We start from the raw sequence: 19424 nt of genomic DNA, 5'->3' as shown, positions 1-19424 counted from the left end.
TTGACTTTATTGGTTTTCTGGCGTAGTTCAGCCAACAGACGGCGCAATATATTTTGTGCCGTTTATCTTTGTCCAACAAGATATTTAGATATCAGGATCAGGATTTGAGCCGGTAATCGTAGTAAAAACAATCGATTATCATTTATGAAGACTGAAAAAGACGGTCATCTGTCAGACTCAAATGTGAGTTTTGCAGATAGAACTGGACTGAACACTCGAAGGAAAAAAAATGTTCGCAGTCATTAAAACTGGTGGTAAGCAATATCGCGTTACCGCAGGAGACGTTCTCAAGGTAGAGAAAGTTGCTGGCGAAGCTGGTGACATTGTAGAATTCACAGAAGTTATGATGGTCGGTGAAGGCGCATCTGCTACAATCGGTAAGCCACTTGTTGAAGGTGCACTTGTAACTGCTGAAGTCGTTGATCAGGGCCGTGGCCGTAAGATCATCGCTTTCAAAAAGCGTCGTCGTCAAAACTCAAAACGTACTATTGGTCATCGTCAGCATTTCACAACAGTGTCTATTGCTGAAATCTTGACTGGTGGCGCGAAACCTTCAAAGAAAGCTGCTGCAAAGCCAGCTGCTAAGAAGGAAACAGCACCAAAGGCTGCAGCTAAAGAAGCAGCGCCTAATGCTGAGAAAAAGACACCTGCTAAAAAGGCAGAAGCTAAATCCGACGAAGTTGCACCATTATTTGCAGCTCCTGAAGGTCCAGCTGATGATCTTAAAAAGATTTCTGGTGTTGGCCCAGTGCTTGAGAAAAAACTTAATGCACTTGGTGTGATGACATTTGCGCAAGTTGCTGCTATGTCAAAAGACGACATTCAGAAACTTGATGATGCATTATCATTCAAAGGCCGCATCGAGCGCGATGACTGGTTAAGTCAAGCTGCCGAATTGGCAAAAGCGTAATTTAGGACTGTAGGAGAAGAAAAAATGGCACATAAAAAAGCTGGTGGCTCATCCCGTAACGGTCGCGACTCTGAATCAAAACGCCTAGGCGTTAAAAAATTCGGTGGCGAAAACGTCATCTCAGGTAATATCATCCTTCGCCAACGTGGCACAAAATGGCATCCTGGTACAGGCGTTGGTCTTGGCCGCGATCATACTATTTTTGCTACGACAGAAGGTAATGTAGAATTTCGTAAGAAGGCCAACGGACGCACGTATGTGTCTGTGATGCCACTCGCGGAAGCAGCGGAATAACCGGAAACGCTCTAAATCATCCGGTGTCTCATCGACCCGGCTGATTCTAAAAAGCCAAATGTTTCAAAAGGGAAGATGAGAGATCATCTTCCCTTTTTTTATTTTCAAGCAGGAGTTTTTTGAAAATGCAATGCCTATCAGATGAACAGTTAAGTGATGAACAAGAAGAACGGATAAGCCAAAGTGACGGACTCAGTATTGAGAAAATTGTGAACGTTACAAAAATTGAAACTCGTCGCCTCACTTTGCGCAAACCGCAGTGTGATGACATAGACGCAATTTCCGATTTGGCAAACAACACTGCGGTCGCCAATATGCTCTCGCGAATGCCTCATCCATATGGAAAGCAAGATGCTGCTGACTTTGTTAACAAGGTCAACAAACTTGCTTCGGGCAATTGCGTCTATGCCATCACACTCACCATGACCGGTGAGATTATTGGATGTTGCGGCATAGAGAAAAAAGACGGGCGCGAGCAAAAGGAAATTGGTTATTGGCTTGGTCAACAATACTGGGGCAACGGATATGCAACCGAAGCTGCCCATGCACTGGTTGATATGGCTTTTGAAGATGAAGAAATAGAAGACCTCGTGGGACATTGCCGAATTGGCAATTACGCATCACGTCGAATATTGCAAAAAAGCGGCTTTCAATTTCTCTCAACAGGCATCGGTTATTGCCTTGCGCAAAACTCCCAAATGCCAATTGAAATTTACCGCCTTGAGCGTGCGATTTGGGCCTCTTTAAGAAACTGGCCCACAACATTTGAACAAGAAACTGAATGAAAGGAGGTTAGACATGTTGGATATAATTAGAAACCATCAGGAACGGGTTGCATTGCAACCTATAGATCACCACCACATTGAAGCGATGACATCGCATTTGGGAAGCGCTGAAGTTTTGGACCGTATGTTGTTCAAACCTCAACCCTTCTCCATTGGCGACGCACAAAGTTTTGTTCTTCGAGCAAAGGCAGCCAACCCACTGGACATGCGTGTAAATGCTATCATCAACAAGGAAACGGATGAATTTCTTGGATTGATCAGCATATCAGTCAAAGATAATCACATCATCCCGTCCTTTGGATATTGGATTGGAGAGAAACATTGGAGCCAAGGTTTTGCCACCGAAGCTGTTGGTGTCTTGATTCGGGATATCTTGCCCGATTTTCGGTTTGCTATGTTGCGTGCTGGATGTGAGTTAGATAATATTGCATCCCAACGCGTACTTGAGAAAAACGGATTTCGGCCTCAGGAAACAGCTCCGTTATCGTTCGATAATGGTCGTGAAACAATCGTGAGATGGTACCAACTTAATCTGGAACCCTATCACGGCTTTGCCCCAATAAACGAAAACCAATTAGAAACTCGGGCAATTTACGCCTAAATGTTTTGCCTTTTGATGCAAGCAATTGTATCGAAGGGCAATTGAAACCAAATTCGACAGCTAAGTTGTTGAAATAAGTAGACGGACCTCAACATCATGAAATTTCTCGATCAGGCGAAAGTCTATATTAAATCGGGTGCAGGTGGCGCAGGTTGCGTATCATTTCACCGCGAAAAATATGTCGAATTTGGTGGTCCAGACGGCGGAGATGGCGGCAATGGTGGCAGTGTACTTATTGAGGCCGTGAATGGCCTCAATACACTTATCGATTATCGATATCAACAACATTACAAAGCAAAAACAGGCGTTCATGGCATGGGCAAAAACCGCACCGGCGCCCGTGGTGAAGATGTGGTACTTAAAGTTCCAGCTGGAACTCAAGTTTTTGAGGAAGATAACGAAACCCTTATTTGCGATCTCACAGAAGAAGGTCAACAATTTCGTCTGGCTAAAGGCGGCAATGGCGGCTTTGGCAATGCGCATTTCAAATCTTCAACCAACCAAGCGCCACGCAATGCAAACCCTGGGCAACCCGCAGAGGAAAAAACAATTTGGCTACGTCTTAAACTGATCGCTGATTGCGGGTTGGTTGGACTTCCCAATGCGGGAAAATCTACATTCTTATCGAGCGTCACGCGCGCGCGCCCAAAAATTGCTGGGTATCCATTTACAACGCTCCACCCTAATTTGGGTGTTGCGACTTCTGATGGCTATGAATTTGTACTCGCTGATATTCCCGGCCTCATAGAAGGCGCCCATGAAGGTGCTGGTATCGGTGATCGCTTTTTGGGCCATGTCGAACGCACAGGTGTATTGTTGCATCTTGTTTCAGCCCAAGAAGAAGATGTTGCGGAAGCCTACAAAATTGTGCGCCACGAACTGGAAGCCTATGGCAAAGGCATCGTTGACAAACTTGAAATTGTCGCACTGTCTCAAATTGATATTTTGGATGACGAAACCAAAGCTGAAAAATTAGCAGCACTTGCCGAAGCCTCCGGTAAAGAAGTGCGTGAAATATCAGCAATTGTTGGAACCGGCATGACCGATATTTTACGCGAGTTACGCAAAATTATTGATACCTCGATAGAGCCAGAGGACGCCGGTTAATGGCCACCTCCCGCAAAGAAACTGCAAAACACAAGCGCGTCGTGATTAAGATTGGGTCAGCGCTTTTGGTTGATCGCAAGGATGGATTAAAAGCTGAATGGCTAACATCCCTTTGTGAGGATATTGCAAGATTGCGGGAGCAAAATATCGACGTTCTAGTGGTATCATCCGGCGCGATAGCCATGGGGCGATCCGTACTATCTATTACGGAGAAACGCTTAAAACTTGAAGAAAGTCAGGCTTGTGCCGCTATTGGACAAATTGCACTTGCGCGTGCATGGAGTGAAAAACTTTCAACGCATGACATCGTTGCCGGACAGCTACTGCTTACACTTTATGACACTGAAGAACGCCGCCGATACTTAAATGCCCGAGCAACAACCACTGAACTTTTGAACATGAATTGCGTACCAATTATCAACGAGAATGACACGGTTGCAACGTCAGAGATTCGTTACGGAGATAACGACCGATTGGCCGCGCGTGTTGCTACTATGATTGGCGCGGATTTACTTATTCTACTATCCGATGTTGATGGGCTTTACACAGCATCACCAAGTGAAGACAGGAACGCGGATTTTCTCGACACAATTGATGCGATTACGCCGGAAATTGAAGCAATGGCTGGTGATGCCGGATCTGAACTTTCGCGCGGGGGCATGCGCACAAAAATCGATGCAGCAAAGATTGCGACCAATGCAGGCTGCGCTATGATCATCGCATCCGGACAAAGACAGAACCCAATTACGGCAATTGATAATGGTGCAAGATCAAGCTGGTTTTCACCGGCAGGAACACCTCGTGCAGCACGTGCGACATGGATTGCAGGGCAGCTTGAACCAGCAGGTGCAATTACCATTGATGATGGCGCGGTGGATGCGCTAAAAAGAGGCCGAAGTTTGCTGCCAGCTGGTATAAAGTCGGTTTCTGGCACTTTCGGTCGTGGTGACAATGTCTCCGTTATCGACATGAATGGAAATGAAATCGCGCGGGGTCTAGCAGCCTATGATGCTGTTGAGGCCAAAGAAATTGCGGGTTTCAAAACCACTCAAATTGAAGATAAATTGGGTTATTCAGGTCGAAGTGCGATGATCCACCGAGACGACCTCGTCATGATGCAAGCCAAAGAGAATAAAGCGGGTTAAAATGGCAGATAAACAAAATTCCTACACAAGCGTTGAACAAATCATGGCTCAGATTGGTGAGCAGGCAACCGCTTCAAAGGCTGCGCTTGCTATTGCATCTCCTGAACGTAAACATGCAGCATTAATAGGCATGGCAGAAGATATTGAGCGGAACGTAAATGAGATTTTGGCGGCCAACGCAATTGACATGGAAAATGGCGAAAAGTCAGGTTTAAGCCCATCATTTCTTGATCGCTTAAAACTTGACGGTCAACGCATCCGCGCAATGGCAAATGGCATAAGAGCAATTGCGGAACTAAAAGACCCTATTGGCGATGTGATCACCGCTTGGGATCGCCCTAATGGCCTTCAGATCGAACGTGTTCGCACACCACTCGGAACCATTGGTGTCATATATGAAAGTCGTCCAAATGTAACAGCTGACGCTGGCGCATTATGCTTAAAAGCAGGTAATGCCGTTATCCTGCGCGGAGGTTCAGATTCATTTAATTCATCAAATGCAATTCATGCCTGCCTGGTTACTGGTTTAAATGCTGCCAACCTGCCTGAACACGCCATTCAGATCGTACCAACGTCCGACAGAACAGCTGTTGGCGAGATGCTTAAAGGCTTGGATGGGGCAATTGATGTGATCGTTCCTCGCGGTGGCAAAGGGCTGGTAGGGCGCGTACAATCAGATGCACGTGTACCCGTATTTGCGCATCTTGAAGGCCTGTGCCACATCTATGTCGATAAATCTGCAGATGCAGACATGGCAAAAGATATCGTGGTAAATGCAAAAATGCGACGCACTGGTATTTGTGGGTCCGCAGAAACGCTACTCATCGATAAAAATGCTGATCAAAACATCGCCGCAAACCTTATCACCTCCCTGCAGCGCGCGGGATGTGAAGTAAGAGGTTCTGAAGACATTGCCAAAACATTTGCTAATGTGATACTCGCCAAGGAGGATGACTGGTCAACAGAATATCTCGACGCAATTATCTCTGCCAAATTCGTTGATGGAATTACTGGTGCAATCGAACACATCCAGCACTATTCTTCTGGACATACTGAAGCAGTAATCTGTGAGGATACCTCTGTAACAGAGCGTTTTTTCAACGAAATTGATTCCGCTATTCTTTTGCACAACGCATCGACACAATTTGCCGACGGTGGAGAATTTGGCATGGGTGCAGAGATTGGTATCGCCACCGGAAAAATGCATGCACGTGGACCCGTTGGAGTTGAACAATTAACATCTTTTAAATATCGCGTTCGCGGCAACGGTCAAACCAGACCAAACTAATCAGGGAAGCGATTGACCAAAAAAGCCAACAAACCGGACTACCTAAAAATGCCTTTTGTGACAAAAGGTATGCGCGTCGGTTTGTTTGGCGGTTCATTTAACCCACCTCATGACGGTCACGTACTTGTCGCCGAAATGGCATTAAAGCGTCTGAAATTGGATCAAGTTTGGTGGATGGTAACGCCGGGCAACCCGCTCAAAAGTCACAAAGAACTTTTGCCACTTAACGAGCGCATCAAACAAAGCCGGGAAATTTGCAGAGATCCTAAAATTAAAGTCACGGGATTTGAGGCGACATACAAACTGTCCTACACAGCCGAAACACTTGACTTAATATCTCGCAAAAATCGAGGTGTGAATTTCGTCTGGCTTATGGGTGCTGATAATTTAGCGAGTTTCCATACATGGCAAGACTGGCGCGGCATCGCAGAAACCTTCCCCATTGCAGTCATTGATCGTCCAGGCTCAACCTTATCCTATCTATCATCCAAAATGGCAAAAACATACGCTCATGCAAGACTGGATGAAACTGATGCAAGCGCATTGGCTAACCTCAAACCGCCCGCGTGGACATTCCTGCACGGGCCAAGGTCATCACTATCATCGACAGCCTTACGCAATGCATCCAAGACAACATGATGACACTGTTCATACCCCCATGTAGAATTGACTTGCTTCATAAGTATCTTGCAGACTATTCTAGCACCATGATTGGTTCTTATCCCATCATAGGTATATATTTGAGCATGTTCCACAACGAAAGGAAATCAAGCTGAGAACAGCACACGAAAAGGGAGCAAAAGACGAAAAGCTCTCAAAAGGGAAGAAATCAGGCGATGATGCCGTGAAAGACGCCCTAAAAATCGCTTTAGAATGTCTTGAAGAGGCTAAAGCAGAAGATACAATTACAATTGATATCGGCGGAAAATCATCAATAGGCGACTATATGATTGTTACGTCCGGACGTTCAAACAGACATGTTTCTGCAATTTGTGATCAACTTATCACTGATATGAAGAATGCTGGGCTCGGGAGTGCACGCACCGAAGGCCTTTCAAAAGGTGACTGGGTACTGATCGATTTTGGCGACATTATCATTCACGTTTTCAGACCAGAAATTAGAGAGTTCTACAACATTGAAAAAATGTGGTTGGCTCCAGAAACTGACGAAAAAACAAAACACTGATGAATTGGATTGCTTTTAAATGAGCAATCCTTTGGTTTTCTAACCGGTGACAGACTATAATTTCAACACAGCCAGCTAACATGATCGGTTGGGTCTATCACACATCCTCATCTTAAATTCAGCGGTCGTAACTATGCGCATCTCACTCCACACAGTTGGTAAGCTAAAATCTGGCCCTGAAAGCGAACTAACGAAACGGTATTTGGATCGCTTCAAGAAATCTGGTGCAGGTATTGGACTTGAACTCGCGAAGGTCCTTGAGATTAGTGAAAGCCGTGCAGGGAACGCAAAAGAACGCAAAGCTGACGAAGCTGCGCAACTTGCAAAAGCCTTACCGAACAATTGCAAACTTATCTTACTCGACGAAGGTGGAGATAACATCACATCTGAGGCATTCTCCTCGATGCTAGCGAATTTACGCGATAATGGTGAGCGCGATGTTGTGTTTGCCATTGGAGGCGCGGATGGCCACGACTATACAAGCAAAGAAATGGCCTTTAGATCACTCTCTTTCGGCAAAATGACATGGCCACATCAAATGGCCAGATTTATGCTCGCAGAACAACTTTATCGATCTGTCACGATTTTATCTGGCCATCCATACCACCGATCATAGATCAAATTATGGGTCCAGAAAGGCAGAAGTTGCGCCCTATTCCAAACACATAATTGTGAGATAGATTTGGTTGAGAATTCTAGTCTATCGGCTGCAAATCAGCTAAGAAGGTGACATGCAAAAGAATATTCAGTTCAAAACCATAAGCCTGCACGCGATTTTAGCTGCGGGATTTATGGTATTTTGTTTTGCATATTTCGACGCCGTCGCACAAGAAACCACAGACAGACTTGAGAAAGCACGCGATCAAACAAGCACTGAACTTGAGGAACTGCAAATTCAACGTGAAGCTAGTGCAAAAGCCCTGGAGCGCCTGAAAACTAAAATCGCAACACTCAAAAAAGATCAGGATCTTCTGCAAGTATCACTTAAGGAAGCTGAACAAAAACAAACAAGCTTGAACGCCCGCGCACAAGATAGTCAGGAACGCTTGGCTAAACTCGAAACAGATGAAACCGCTATAAAACTTTCTCTTAGGGATCGAAATGACATCTTGTCCGAAGTGCTGGCAGCTTTGCAGCGATTAGGTAGCAATCCGCCCCCTGCACTTCTTGTCAAACCTGAGGATGCATTATCGTCAGTTCGAAGCGCTATATTGCTGGGCGCTGTCGTACCAGAGATTAGATCAGAAACAGAAAGACTATTAACAGACCTTCAAAAACTGGCTGAAATTCGAGTAAGCATTGATGGTGAGCGGATTGAACTGGCGGAAGCACTCGAACAAAGTATCGAAGAAGAAAAGAAACTGACACGTCTTATTCAAGAAAAAGCCGCTCTGAATGTTGCGAGCCTTCAGCAACTGGAAAAAGAAAAAGTACGTGTTGATGAACTCAAATCCAAATCCAAGGATCTGGAGTTACTTGTAGCTTCAATCGATGAAGAGGTTCTTTCCATCCGCAAAAATGCCGAAGAAGCACGTATTGCTGAAATTGCGAGACAAAAACGTGTCGCTGAAAACCTGGAAAAAGCACGTGACCTTGCACGAGAAAATACGAAAGATGACAAACAGTTAGCTCCCTCATATGCGTTCTCTGAATTACGCGACACTGTTCCATTTCCAGTAGATGGGATACTTGCCGCAAGTTTTGGAGACGATGATGGAACAGGTGAACCCCTTCAAGGCATTGCACTAGCAGCATCAGAAGAAGCCGAAGTGAAAGCCCCTATTGACGGCTGGGTCGTCTATTCAGGCCCATTCCGCAGTTACGGAAAAATGCTGATTATAAATGCAGGTGAAGGCTATCATTTAGTTATGAGTGGATTGGGCAACTTGAATGTTTCCCAAGGCCAATTCATTGTCAAAGGGGAGCCCATCGCAACCATGGGGCCTCGAAAACAACAAGACAACAAGACATTTGCACTAGCGTCAGGCAAGCCTACGCTTTACATTGAATTGAGGAAAGATCAAAAGACCATTGATTCTGCTCCATGGTGGGCTGACATCACGTCTGGAAGGGTAAGTAATGATACGTAAAATATCGCTTCTCGCTGTTGGCATATTTATGGGAGCCGCAGCAACTAGTTTTATCAAAACAGAAGGCCTGTCTGCAGAAGCGGCAAGTTCTGATACATATCGACAAATATCAATTTTTGGGTCGGTATTTGAGCGCATCCGTGCTGAATATGTCACGCCGCCAGATGAGAAAAAATTAGTACAGAGCGCCATAAGCGGCATGCTGTCTTCACTTGATCCGCATTCCAGTTATCTTGATCAAGAAGCCGCGAATGATATGCGCACACAAACACGTGGCGAATTTGGTGGTCTCGGCATTGAAGTAACAATGGAAGATGATGTGGTCAAAGTCATTACGCCAATCGACGATACGCCAGCTTCAAAAGCAGGTGTTTTGGCAGGTGATTTAATCGTGGAGATCGATGGTGAGGCAGTTCGCGGTCTTTCTCTTGGTGACGCAGTTGATCGCATGCGCGGGCCTGTTAATACGCCAATTCTCCTAACGGTTATCCGCCAAGGCGCCGATAAACCATTAGAGATCGAAGTTGTTCGCGATATCATTGCTATTCGTGCTGTTCGCTCTCGTGCAGAAAACGATGTTGGCTATCTTCGTGTTATTTCCTTCACAGAGAAAACATTCAGTGACCTCGATAAAGCTATTTCAAAACTGACCGAGGAAATTGGTGAAGATAAACTCAAAGGGTTTGTCCTGGATTTAAGGCTTAATCCGGGTGGTCTTCTTGATCAGGCAATAAGCGTTTCAGATGCATTTTTAGATCGTGGTGAAATTGTATCAACACGTGGGCGCGATCCTGAAACTGAACGCCGTTTCAATGCACGCCCAGGTGATCTATCAGGCGGCAAACCGCTCATTGTTATGATTAATGGTGGTTCTGCATCCGCATCTGAAATCGTAGCTGGCGCACTTCAAGACCACAAGCGCGCAACAATCTTGGGAACACGATCTTTCGGTAAAGGTTCAGTTCAAACCATTATACCCATGAATGAATTTGGTTCACTAAGGTTGACGACAGCTCTTTATTACACACCATCAGGTGCATCGATTCAGGGTAAGGGTATTTTGCCTGATATCAAAGTCGACCAGCCAATTCCTGAAGAATTACAGGGACGCGTTCGCGAGACTGGCGAATCCGAACTTCGCGGCCATATTGAAGGCAATCAGGAAGATGAAGAGGGTTCAGGCTCAATCGCATATGTACCACCGGATCCAAAAGATGATGAGCAGCTTAATTATGCATTGCAACTATTGCGCGGCGAAATCGATAACGATGCTTTTCCTCCTATGAAGGATCAGGCTAGCAACAACTAGGCGGGCCGAAACTTTATGCAGTCAGATCTTCACCGTCCTCTAGGCCAGGACAAAAAGAAGAAGAAGGCGAAAACAAATGTTACACCTGCCAGCCTAAAACCATGGCTGGCAGGTTTTGCTATTCTTGCTCTCATTATAGGATCGGCATACACTTCATTTATCAACCCTCCTCTTAAATCTGCCACTCCTGAAAAACCTGAAGCAACCGCTTCAACTGAGGGCGAACCAACCTCTCAAAGCGACAATATTGAAGCGAAGCAAAGCTTAGACACCCCAAACTCTGGAAACAATAGTTTTGCATCTCAATCAGGAACATCAGGCGGCAACATAGAAACATTCACGACTGACGAAGGTCTAAAAGTTACGAAAATTACACCTCGCCCGCGGATCGGTGATGACGCAGTATTTCTTGACGCCCCTAATAAAGGACAAAACCTCCGAATTGCTCACCTTCCGGACCCAGAGATCATAGAAGATACATCTTTAGGACGCCTGCCAATTTATAGCAATGAAGGGAAACGTGCATTTGATGTGTATGCGCGACCGTGGTCGGGTGCACGCGGCACACGTATTGCTATTGTTGTTGGTGGATTAGGACTAAGTCAAACAGGCTCTAATTTTGCGATAGAGACGTTACCGGAAGAGATAACACTCGCATTTGCGGCGAGTGGCAATAGCTTACACCGCTGGATGCAAGACGCACGCAGAAATGGCCATGAGATATTACTTCAAGTTCCTTTTGAACCATTTGATTATCCAAACAACGATCCGGGCCGCGGCACGCTTCTGGTCGATAAAGACCCCAAAGCCAACTTGAAATTGCTCCATGAAGCAATGGGCAGCATAACCAACTATACAGGTATCAGCAACTTCATGGGTGCTCGATTTTTATCTGATCCAGAAGCCCTTGAACCCATAATGCGAGATTTGGCCAGAAGAGGTGTCATGTTCTTCGATGATGGTACATCGTCACGATCACTCACGGAAACATTTTCCAACGCATTGGGGATTCCCTTTGCAGCAAGTGACATGGTTTTGGATACCAAACTTGAGGTTGGAACAATTTTGAAAAAACTTGACGACCTCGAACGCGTCGCACAGCGTAATGGTTCAGCCATTGGAATCGCATCTGCATTTCCAGAAAGTGTTGAAGCCATCGCATCTTGGTCCAATGAAGCCAAGGCGCGCGGAATAGAAATAGTTGGAATTTCTGCACTGGCAGATGATCCGGAACGGAGATAGTATGAGCAAGAAGGTCAAAGCTGAAGATCTACCTTACCGGCCATGTGTTGGTATTATGGTACTTAATAAGGAAGATCAGGTTTGGACTGGTTTGCGCATTAATGAACCACCCGATTCCGAATACCACAATTCTCCATACCGATGGCAGATGCCGCAAGGTGGAATTGATAAGGGAGAAGACCCGCAAAAAGCTTCCTTACGCGAACTTTATGAAGAAACAGGCATGAAGACAGTCTCGCTATTGGCAGAAACGAACGACTGGCTAACTTATGACCTACCGGATGAACTTATCGGGATAGGTCTTAAAGGGAAATGGCGCGGCCAAAAGCAAAAATGGTTTGCTTATCGCTTTGAAGGCAATGAATCTGAAATCCAAGTAAACCCACCTGTTACCGGTGAGAAGGCCGAATTTGAAGAATGGGCGTGGAAACCCATGCATAAACTCCCTGATCTAATTGTGCCATTCAAGCGCGAGCTCTATAAAAAGATAGTGGATGAATTTTCTAATTTGATGGGGAAACGATGAAAACATTCGGTGGTGAAAATACAGATTTTGATGAGGTGATCAGCCGAATTGGAACTCATTCAGAGAAATGGGATTCAATGGAAACAGTCTTTGGCGTATCTCCTCACGCAGGCATTGCCATGTGGGTGGCAGATATGGATTTCCGCCCGCCAAAGTGCGTGTCTGACGCGGTCAAGAACATGCAAGAACACGGTATTTTTGGCTACTTTGGCGATGATTCCGACTATAAAGCGGCCATCAAATGGTGGATGAAGGAAGTACATGGTTGGGATATTGAACCAAACTGGGTGTTTACAACGCATGGGCTTGTAAACGGCACATCTATCTGCGTCGACACTTTCACAGAAGTAGGTGATGCCGTCGTTCTTTTCACACCAGTTTATCATGCATTTGCTCGCGTAATTGAAGCAGCAGATAGAAGCGTAACCGAATGTCCATTAGTCATTGAAAATGGCCGCTATGTTTTTGATTTTGAAGCTTATGAAAAACTTCTCACCGGAAAAGAAACAATGCTTATCCTTTGCTCCCCGCATAATCCGGGGGGCACTGTTTGGATGCGGCAGGAGCTGGAAGCTTTAGCAGAGTTTGCGAAGAAGCACGATCTCATAATTGTCTCTGATGAAATACATCACGACTTAATAATGCCTGGGCAAATGCACATACCGATGGGCAACATTAAGAAGGACATTACTGATCGTCTGGTGATGATGACCGCACCGACGAAAACTTTTAATATCGCTGGATGCCATACAGGTAATGTCATTATTGAAGATCCAAAATTGCGTTCCAAATTTGGGAAACGCATGAAAGCTTTAGGCATATCTGGGAACGCATTTGGTATGATGATGACCGAGGCTGCCTATTCCCCGGAGGGAGCATATTGGGTTACATCACTCATGAAGTATATTGACGAGAACGCCCGCGTTTTTGACGAAGCTATTATGGATATTGATGGCGCTGTATCTATGGGTTTGCAATCTACATATCTTGCATGGGTGGATTTTTCCGGAACCGGATTGGCTCCAGAGGACGTTATCGAACGCGTTCAAGAAGGTGCGGAAATAGCTGCAAGCCATGGCGCTACTTTTGGCACCGGTGGCGAAACCTATCTGCGCTTTAATATCGGCATGCCGCGTGTTCAGTTGGTGGATGCGATCACACGCCTTAAGAAGGCATTTGCTTAGTAAACAATATAAAACCACCCAGTATAAAACTGGGTGGTTCCAAATAAGTCAAAACAAATTTTGTATTTTAGACGGCAGCTTTTAGCTCTTCTAATTGAGAAGCAAAAGCACTCAAGCGTGTCTTATCAGCATCGCCGACAGCAGCTTCTGCGGCGTCATTCGCGGCCTTGATACGTGTATCCAACTCACCATCTTCTAGTGCATCAACAGCAACAGCCGATTCTGCGAGCAATGTGCAACCAGCTGGTACGATATCAGCAAAGCCGCCAAACACGACATATTTGCTCGTGCCTTCAGCGCCTTCAACAGTAACGATACCCGGCTTAACTGTGCTCATTGTTGGAGCATGGTTTGCCATTACAGTCATTTCACCTTCTGAACCAGGCAACACGACCGACGTTACTTCTGCAGATAGCAAAAGTTTTTCAGGAGAAACGAGTTCAAATGTAAATGTGTCAGCCATGACGTAACGTCCAGTTTAGAACAGATGTAAAATCAAACAGTAGAGTTATGTGCGAGCTCAAAAATGAACCCGCACATATGCAATTTATTAGGCAGCTTCAGCAGCTAGTTTCTTAGCTTTTTCAATTGCCATGTCGATGCCACCAACCATGTAGAAAGCCGATTCTGGAAGGTGATCATAATCACCAGCAACCAAGCCTTTAAATGAGTTGATTGTATCTTCAAGATCAACCAATTGACCAGGAGCACCAGTAAACACTTCCGCCACAAAGAATGGCTGTGACAAGAAGCGCTCAACCTTACGAGCACGTGCCACTGTAACTTTATCTTCTTCAGACAATTCATCCATACCCAAGATGGCGATGATATCTTGAAGAGATTTATAGCGCTGTAGGATTTCTTGAACAGAACGAGCAACCTCATAATGCTCATCACCAACAATTTGCGGATCAAGCATACGAGAGTTTGAATCCAGCGGATCCACAGCTGGGTAAATACCTTTTTCAGAAATCGCACGGTTCAACACTGTTTGCGCATCCAAGTGAGCAAATGTTGACGCAGGCGCCGGATCGGTCAAATCATCGGCAGGCACATAAACGGCTTGCACAGATGTAATCGAACCTTTTGTTGTTGTCGTAATACGCTCCTGCATGGAACCCATATCTGTTGACAATGTTGGCTGATAACCCACAGCTGATGGGATACGACCCAACAGCGCCGACATTTCAGAACCAGCTTGTGTAAAGCGGAAAATATTATCAACGAAGAACAACACGTCCTGACCTTCATCACGGAACTGTTCCGCAATTGTTAGACCAGTAAGAGCAACACGAGCACGCGCTCCTGGAGGTTCATTCATTTGACCAAACACGAGAGAACATTTAGAACCTTCGCCGCCGCCTTCTACGTTCACGCCTGATTCAATCATCTCGTGGTAAAGATCGTTACCCTCACGAGTACGCTCACCCACACCAGCAAACACAGAATAACCACCGTGTGCTTTCGCAATGTTGTTGATCAATTCCTGAATAAGAACTGTCTTACCAACACCAGCACCGCCAAAGAGGCCAATTTTACCACCACGCGCATATGGCGCTAGCAAATCAACAACTTTAATACCAGTTACCAGAATTTCAGCTTCAGTAGACTGCTCTGAGAAATCAGGAGCATCTTGGTGAATTCCGCGACGCGCTTTTGTCTTAACAGGACCAGCATCATCAACAGGCTCGCCAATCACGTTCAAGATACGACCTAGTGTTTCATCACCAACCGGAACCATGATGGCTTCACCAGTATCAGTAACTTCCTGACCACGAACAAGACCTTCAGTCGAGTCCATCGCAATCGTACGAACTGTATTTTCGCCCAAATGCTGCGCTACTTCAAGAACAAGGCGGTTACCCACATTTGTTGTCTCAAGAGCATTCAGGATTTTTGGAAGGTGACCTTCAAAGGAAACGTCAACCACCGCGCCAATAACCTGTGTTACTTTACCAACTGCTGCACCAGCTGCTGCTGATTTAGTTGCCGCAGCTTTCTTAGCTGGAGCACGTTTCGCAGGCGCTTTTTTAGCTGGCGCTTTTTTTGCTGCGGTCGTCTTAGTCGTCGCTGCTTTTGCCATAGTTATAAACCTCTTCGTCTCGACTTAGAGTGCTTCCGCACCCGAGATAATCTCAATCAATTCTTTTGTAATTTGTGCTTGACGCTGGCGGTTGTAGCTCATTGTCAATTTATCGATCATATCGCCAGCATTACGTGTTGCATTATCCATCGCGCTCATTTTAGCGCCCATTTCACCAGCAACATTCTCCAGCAATGCACGCAAGATCTGTACTTTGATATTGCGTGGAATGATATCTTCTAGGATTGCACCAGCATCAGGCTCATATTCGTAAGCCGCATCGGAGCCGTTTGCTGCATCATCACCTTCGGTTGCCTCAAGTTTAGCAGGGATAAGCTGCTGAGCAGTGGGAACCTGTGAAATTACAGATTTAAACTCTGAATAGAAGAGTGTGCAAACATCAAATTCATTGGCATCGAATAAAGTAGATACCCGATTTGCAATATCTTCAGCATTGACAAAACCAATGTTCTTAACTTCACGTAGATCAACGCGATCAATAATTTGACTCGCAAAATCACGCTTCAGTTGATCAAAGCCTTTTTTACCAACGCAAAGAATTTTAACATCTTTACCTTCGCTTTGCAGCTTTTGAGCATGCAAACGGGCATGACGTGCAATTTGCGTATTAAAGCCACCGCAAAGACCACGTTCTGCTGTACAAACAACGAGCAGATGCGTGTCATCTTTGCCAGTGCCAGTCATCAAACGCGGCGCATCATCACCACCAACAGCGCCGGAAATATTTGCCATAACAGATGCCATGCGCTCTGAATAAGGGCGCGCAGCTTCAGCAGCTTCTTGTGCACGACGCAGTTTAGCAGCCGCAACCATTTGCATGGCCTTGGTGATTTTCTGCGTCGCCTTTACTGAGGCAATCCGGTTTTTCAGATCCTTTAAAGAAGGCATCCGTTCCGTCCTTAGTTGAGCCTAATTAGGCAAAAGTTTTCGCAAATGAATCAAGCGCAGCTTTAAGCTTTTCCTTGATTTCATCAGTTACAGCCTTCTTCTCAGCAATTGCTGCAAGAATGTCTTTACCTTCACCACGCATGTAGGAAAGCAAACCTTGTTCGAATGGGCCAACTTGCTTTACATCCAATTCATCAAGATAGCCATTCACACCAGCAAAGATAACTGCAACTTGCTCTTCTGTTTTCAATGGTGAGAACTGTGGCTGCTTTAGCAACTCAGTCAAACGCGCACCACGATTAAGAAGACGCTGAGTAGAAGCATCCAAATCAGAACCGAACTGGGCAAACGCTGCCATCTCACGATACTGAGCAAGCTCACCTTTAATAGAACCAGCAACCTGTTTCATCGCTTTAATTTGAGCTGATGATCCCACACGAGACACTGACAGACCAACGTTCACCGCAGGGCGGATACCTTGGTAAAACAGTTCAGTTTCCAAGAAAATCTGACCATCCGTAATAGAGATCACGTTTGTTGGAATATAAGCTGACACGTCATTAGCCTGAGTTTCAATAATAGGCAAAGCTGTTAGTGAGCCAGAACCATTATCTTCGTTCAATTTAGCTGAACGTTCAAGAAGACGGGAGTGAAGATAGAAAACATCACCAGGATAAGCTTCACGGCCCGGAGGACGACGAAGCAGAAGTGACATTTGACGATAAGCAACAGCTTGTTTTGACAGATCATCGTAGCCGATCAGAGCATGCTGACCATTGTCACGGAAATATTCACCCATTGTACAAGCAGCAAATGGAGCCAAGAACTGCATAGGAGCAGGATCAGAAGCAGTCGCAGCAATCACGATTGAATATTCAAGCGCACCACGATCTTCAAGAACTTTAACGAACTGAGCAACAGTTGAACGCTTTTGACCAACAGCAACATATACACAATAAAGCTTATCAGCTTCATTATCCGCATCATGTGCAGGCTTCTGGTTCAGGAACGTATCCAAAAGGATCGCTGTTTTACCAGTTTGACGGTCACCAATAACCAATTCACGCTGACCACGACCAACAGGGATCAAAGCATCAATCGCTTTAAGACCAGTTGCCATTGGCTCATGCACGGATTTACGAGGCATAATACCAGGCGCTTTAACATCCACACGGGCACGTTTCTTCGCTTTAATTGGGCCTTTGCCATCAATTGGGTTACCAAGCGCATCAACAACACGACCGAGCAATTCAGGACCAACTGGAACATCCACGATGGCTCCTGTACGTTTAACAACGTCGCCTTCTTTAATGTCACGGTCGGAACCGAAGATAACAACACCGACATTGTCGGCTTCCAGGTTAAGCGCCATGCCGCGAATTCCACCAGGGAATTCGACCATTTCACCAGCCTGTACGTTATCAAGGCCATATACGCGAGCGATACCATCACCCACGGACAACACTTGACCGACTTCTGAGACTTCTGCCTCATCGCCGAAATTTTTAATTTGATCTTTTAGGATTGCGGAAATTTCCGCGGCACGAATGTCCATCAGCCAACCTCTTTCAATGAGAGCTTAAGGGTGGAAAGTTTAGTACGTAAAGACGTATCGATTTGGCGAGATCCAATCTTTACAATCAAACCACCCAATAAAGAAGGATCAACCGTTAGATTGATCGCAACTGTCTTGCCAGTAACGCTTTTAAGCGTCGCCTGCAATTCTTTGGTTTGCGCAGCACTCAGACTATGAGCGGATTTAACATCAGCAGTTACTTCGCCGCGATGACGAGCAACAAGCTCACGAAAGCCAGCAATAACTGCAGGCAGTGTGAATAGGCGCTGATTTTGCGCAACAACTTTGAGGAAATTTCCAGTCAAACTGGAAACCTTTGCCTTAGTCACTAAAGCAGAAATTGCTTTAAGTTGATCTTCGGCAGAAAAAACAGGACTAGCGATCAATCGGGTTAGATCTTCGCTTCCCTTAATCATGGCATCAAAGCTGGAAAGCTCTTTACCTACTTTGTCGATGGACTTTGCTTCAAGAGCAAGATCAAACAATGACGAAGCATATCGTTCTGCAACACCGGAAATGAGATTGGAACTGTCAGCCACGGGCAATTTTCTCTGTTCTGGTCAAGCAACTACCAAATTGGGAGGACCCAAAGTATCGCTACTTAAATTATTACGATTTATTTCTAGAAACTTACGACCGAAGCCACAATATTTCCTTATTTCGCGGTTCACTAGCATAGGAAATTCTGACAGGCAACACACCTTAGACAGCAAAATTGCGACAAAATAGGCATTATCAACAAGTTGAAAATTTGAAATCCTTATAAGTTGCTGATTTTAAATTACATTTTCAAAAATAACCAAATGCATATAATGTTGGTAAAATGCCTAGTGCAGCTTCAATCGGCCAAGAAATCCAATTGTACTTGGTATTTCCTTTATCCAGCACCATGGAGACAATGCGTCCGAAAGCCGTAAACAGCCAGCTTACGCCCAATGTGAGGTATAAAAGCGGTTGTGCTAGCAAAATGCAGCTGAACCCAACTCCAAAATAGAAACCAGCCATCGTAGCGCGTGATTCTGAAACCGCAGATGGCACATCCGGGAATGTTTGAAGTCTGAGAATACGAAGTGAAAGCCGCGGCATAAAGAAAAGCAGAACGGCAAAGAGGATGGTCACCACTGCACTCGCAAAGGCAGCCCACTCACCAGGGCTCGTCGGGAAATAAAAATCAATCATATCTTCTTGT

At 45.4% G+C, this 19424-nt stretch carries 20 protein-coding genes and 1 pseudogene; 15 read left to right on the top strand and 6 right to left on the bottom strand.

The genetic code is table 11. The features are described from left to right. Positions 1-229 precede the first annotated feature (229 nt). The 15 genes and pseudogenes from AB2J24_RS08970 (at position 230) to AB2J24_RS08900 (ending at position 13667) form a co-directional block, all read left to right on the top strand. Positions 230-910 carry a 50S ribosomal protein L21 gene (locus AB2J24_RS08970; RefSeq protein WP_367385230.1) on the top strand — a complete coding sequence of 227 codons (681 nt, stop codon included), beginning with the start codon at positions 230-232 and terminating at the stop codon, positions 908-910. Positions 911-934: 24 nt separating this feature from the next. Next, complete coding sequence (gene rpmA, locus AB2J24_RS08965) at positions 935-1204, top strand: 50S ribosomal protein L27 (RefSeq protein WP_162653198.1); 270 nt, start codon at positions 935-937, stop codon at positions 1202-1204. A gap of 125 nt (positions 1205-1329) precedes the next feature. Next, complete coding sequence (locus tag AB2J24_RS08960) at positions 1330-1989, top strand: GNAT family N-acetyltransferase (RefSeq protein ID WP_367385229.1); 660 nt, start codon at positions 1330-1332, stop codon at positions 1987-1989. A gap of 13 nt (positions 1990-2002) precedes the next feature. After that, positions 2003-2590, top strand: coding sequence for a GNAT family N-acetyltransferase (locus AB2J24_RS08955; RefSeq protein WP_367385228.1), 588 nt, complete (start codon positions 2003-2005; stop codon positions 2588-2590). Between the two features lie 96 nt (positions 2591-2686). Beyond that, positions 2687-3664, top strand: a pseudogene (obgE, locus tag AB2J24_RS08950) (GTPase ObgE); the annotation flags it as partial. Positions 3665-3696: 32 nt separating this feature from the next. Then, on the top strand, positions 3697-4842 hold the full coding sequence (proB, locus tag AB2J24_RS08945) for a glutamate 5-kinase (protein WP_367385226.1): 1146 nt from the start codon (positions 3697-3699) through the stop codon (positions 4840-4842). A gap of 1 nt (position 4843) precedes the next feature. Further along, on the top strand, positions 4844-6130 hold the full coding sequence (locus AB2J24_RS08940) for a glutamate-5-semialdehyde dehydrogenase (RefSeq protein ID WP_367385225.1): 1287 nt from the start codon (positions 4844-4846) through the stop codon (positions 6128-6130). A gap of 48 nt (positions 6131-6178) precedes the next feature. Next, the gene (locus tag AB2J24_RS08935) at positions 6179-6769 is read left to right on the top strand and encodes a nicotinate-nucleotide adenylyltransferase (protein WP_367385375.1); all 591 of its coding nucleotides are present in this window, start codon (positions 6179-6181) and stop codon (positions 6767-6769) included. A gap of 97 nt (positions 6770-6866) precedes the next feature. After that, positions 6867-7316 carry a ribosome silencing factor gene (rsfS, locus tag AB2J24_RS08930; protein ID WP_420883639.1) on the top strand — a complete coding sequence of 150 codons (450 nt, stop codon included), beginning with the start codon at positions 6867-6869 and terminating at the stop codon, positions 7314-7316. A gap of 133 nt (positions 7317-7449) precedes the next feature. Beyond that, positions 7450-7932 (top strand): 23S rRNA (pseudouridine(1915)-N(3))-methyltransferase RlmH, encoded by a 483-nt coding sequence (gene rlmH / locus AB2J24_RS08925; protein WP_162653204.1) that lies wholly within the window; start codon positions 7450-7452, stop codon positions 7930-7932. Positions 7933-8047: 115 nt separating this feature from the next. Then, entirely contained in the window at positions 8048-9406 is a 1359-nt protein-coding gene (locus tag AB2J24_RS08920; protein WP_367385224.1) for a murein hydrolase activator EnvC family protein, read from the top strand. Next, complete coding sequence (locus tag AB2J24_RS08915; protein ID WP_367385223.1) at positions 9396-10715, top strand: S41 family peptidase; 1320 nt, start codon at positions 9396-9398, stop codon at positions 10713-10715. Before AB2J24_RS08920 ends, AB2J24_RS08915 begins: the two co-directional genes overlap by 11 nt. Positions 10716-10730: 15 nt before the next feature. Beyond that, positions 10731-11957 (top strand): divergent polysaccharide deacetylase family protein, encoded by a 1227-nt coding sequence (locus AB2J24_RS08910; RefSeq protein WP_367385222.1) that lies wholly within the window; start codon positions 10731-10733, stop codon positions 11955-11957. Position 11958: 1 nt separating this feature from the next. Next, on the top strand, positions 11959-12483 hold the full coding sequence (locus tag AB2J24_RS08905; protein ID WP_367385221.1) for an RNA pyrophosphohydrolase: 525 nt from the start codon (positions 11959-11961) through the stop codon (positions 12481-12483). Next, complete coding sequence (locus AB2J24_RS08900; RefSeq protein ID WP_367385220.1) at positions 12480-13667, top strand: MalY/PatB family protein; 1188 nt, start codon at positions 12480-12482, stop codon at positions 13665-13667. The genes AB2J24_RS08905 and AB2J24_RS08900 overlap by 4 nt, the downstream gene beginning before the upstream one ends. Before the next feature lie 67 nt (positions 13668-13734). Here AB2J24_RS08900 and AB2J24_RS08895 read toward each other — a convergent pair whose 3' ends face one another. The 6 genes from AB2J24_RS08895 to AB2J24_RS08870 all read right to left on the bottom strand — a co-directional run bounded on the left by AB2J24_RS08895 (position 13735) and on the right by AB2J24_RS08870 (position 19414). After that, positions 13735-14130 carry a F0F1 ATP synthase subunit epsilon gene (locus AB2J24_RS08895; protein WP_162653210.1) on the bottom strand — a complete coding sequence of 132 codons (396 nt, stop codon included), beginning with the start codon at positions 14128-14130 and terminating at the stop codon, positions 13735-13737. A gap of 87 nt (positions 14131-14217) precedes the next feature. After that, positions 14218-15750, bottom strand: coding sequence for a F0F1 ATP synthase subunit beta (gene atpD, locus AB2J24_RS08890; RefSeq protein ID WP_162653211.1), 1533 nt, complete (start codon positions 15748-15750; stop codon positions 14218-14220). Positions 15751-15774: 24 nt separating this feature from the next. Beyond that, on the bottom strand, positions 15775-16659 hold the full coding sequence (locus AB2J24_RS08885) for a F0F1 ATP synthase subunit gamma (RefSeq protein WP_367385219.1): 885 nt from the start codon (positions 16657-16659) through the stop codon (positions 15775-15777). Positions 16660-16684: 25 nt separating this feature from the next. Then, positions 16685-18214, bottom strand: a complete 1530-nt coding sequence (gene atpA / locus AB2J24_RS08880; RefSeq protein ID WP_162653213.1) for a F0F1 ATP synthase subunit alpha — start codon at positions 18212-18214, stop codon at positions 16685-16687. Then, positions 18214-18774 (bottom strand): F0F1 ATP synthase subunit delta, encoded by a 561-nt coding sequence (locus AB2J24_RS08875; RefSeq protein WP_174244227.1) that lies wholly within the window; start codon positions 18772-18774, stop codon positions 18214-18216. Before AB2J24_RS08875 ends, atpA begins: the two co-directional genes overlap by 1 nt. A gap of 250 nt (positions 18775-19024) precedes the next feature. Next, a complete protein-coding gene (locus AB2J24_RS08870; protein ID WP_420883636.1) occupies positions 19025-19414 on the bottom strand; it encodes a DUF4345 family protein in 390 nt (129 codons plus the stop codon). Positions 19415-19424: the final 10 nt, after the last annotated feature.

Source organism: Lentilitoribacter sp. EG35 (assembly GCF_040784015.1).
Taxonomy (GTDB): domain Bacteria; phylum Pseudomonadota; class Alphaproteobacteria; order Rhizobiales; family Rhizobiaceae; genus Lentilitoribacter.
This window is presented reverse-complemented; position numbering and strand designations above follow the sequence as displayed.

What these genes read in the sequence shown, in the direction of transcription:
- AB2J24_RS08970 (WP_367385230.1), top strand. Translation starts at nt 230, where the DNA reads ATGTTCGCAGTCATTAAAACTGGTGGTAAGCAATATCGCGTTACCGCA.
- rpmA (WP_162653198.1), top strand. Translation starts at nt 935, where the DNA reads ATGGCACATAAAAAAGCTGGTGGCTCATCCCGTAACGGTCGCGACTCT.
- AB2J24_RS08960 (WP_367385229.1), top strand. Translation starts at nt 1,330, where the DNA reads ATGCAATGCCTATCAGATGAACAGTTAAGTGATGAACAAGAAGAACGG.
- AB2J24_RS08955 (WP_367385228.1), top strand. Translation starts at nt 2,003, where the DNA reads ATGTTGGATATAATTAGAAACCATCAGGAACGGGTTGCATTGCAACCT.
- proB (WP_367385226.1), top strand. Translation starts at nt 3,697, where the DNA reads ATGGCCACCTCCCGCAAAGAAACTGCAAAACACAAGCGCGTCGTGATT.
- AB2J24_RS08940 (WP_367385225.1), top strand. Translation starts at nt 4,844, where the DNA reads ATGGCAGATAAACAAAATTCCTACACAAGCGTTGAACAAATCATGGCT.
- AB2J24_RS08935 (WP_367385375.1), top strand. Translation starts at nt 6,179, where the DNA reads ATGCCTTTTGTGACAAAAGGTATGCGCGTCGGTTTGTTTGGCGGTTCA.
- rlmH (WP_162653204.1), top strand. Translation starts at nt 7,450, where the DNA reads ATGCGCATCTCACTCCACACAGTTGGTAAGCTAAAATCTGGCCCTGAA.
- AB2J24_RS08920 (WP_367385224.1), top strand. Translation starts at nt 8,048, where the DNA reads ATGCAAAAGAATATTCAGTTCAAAACCATAAGCCTGCACGCGATTTTA.
- AB2J24_RS08915 (WP_367385223.1), top strand. Translation starts at nt 9,396, where the DNA reads ATGATACGTAAAATATCGCTTCTCGCTGTTGGCATATTTATGGGAGCC.
- AB2J24_RS08910 (WP_367385222.1), top strand. Translation starts at nt 10,731, where the DNA reads ATGCAGTCAGATCTTCACCGTCCTCTAGGCCAGGACAAAAAGAAGAAG.
- AB2J24_RS08905 (WP_367385221.1), top strand. Translation starts at nt 11,959, where the DNA reads ATGAGCAAGAAGGTCAAAGCTGAAGATCTACCTTACCGGCCATGTGTT.
- AB2J24_RS08900 (WP_367385220.1), top strand. Translation starts at nt 12,480, where the DNA reads ATGAAAACATTCGGTGGTGAAAATACAGATTTTGATGAGGTGATCAGC.
- AB2J24_RS08895 (WP_162653210.1), bottom strand. Translation starts at nt 14,130, where the DNA reads ATGGCTGACACATTTACATTTGAACTCGTTTCTCCTGAAAAACTTTTG.
- atpD (WP_162653211.1), bottom strand. Translation starts at nt 15,750, where the DNA reads ATGGCAAAAGCAGCGACGACTAAGACGACCGCAGCAAAAAAAGCGCCA.
- AB2J24_RS08885 (WP_367385219.1), bottom strand. Translation starts at nt 16,659, where the DNA reads ATGCCTTCTTTAAAGGATCTGAAAAACCGGATTGCCTCAGTAAAGGCG.
- atpA (WP_162653213.1), bottom strand. Translation starts at nt 18,214, where the DNA reads ATGGACATTCGTGCCGCGGAAATTTCCGCAATCCTAAAAGATCAAATT.
- AB2J24_RS08870 (WP_420883636.1), bottom strand. Translation starts at nt 19,414, where the DNA reads ATGATTGATTTTTATTTCCCGACGAGCCCTGGTGAGTGGGCTGCCTTT.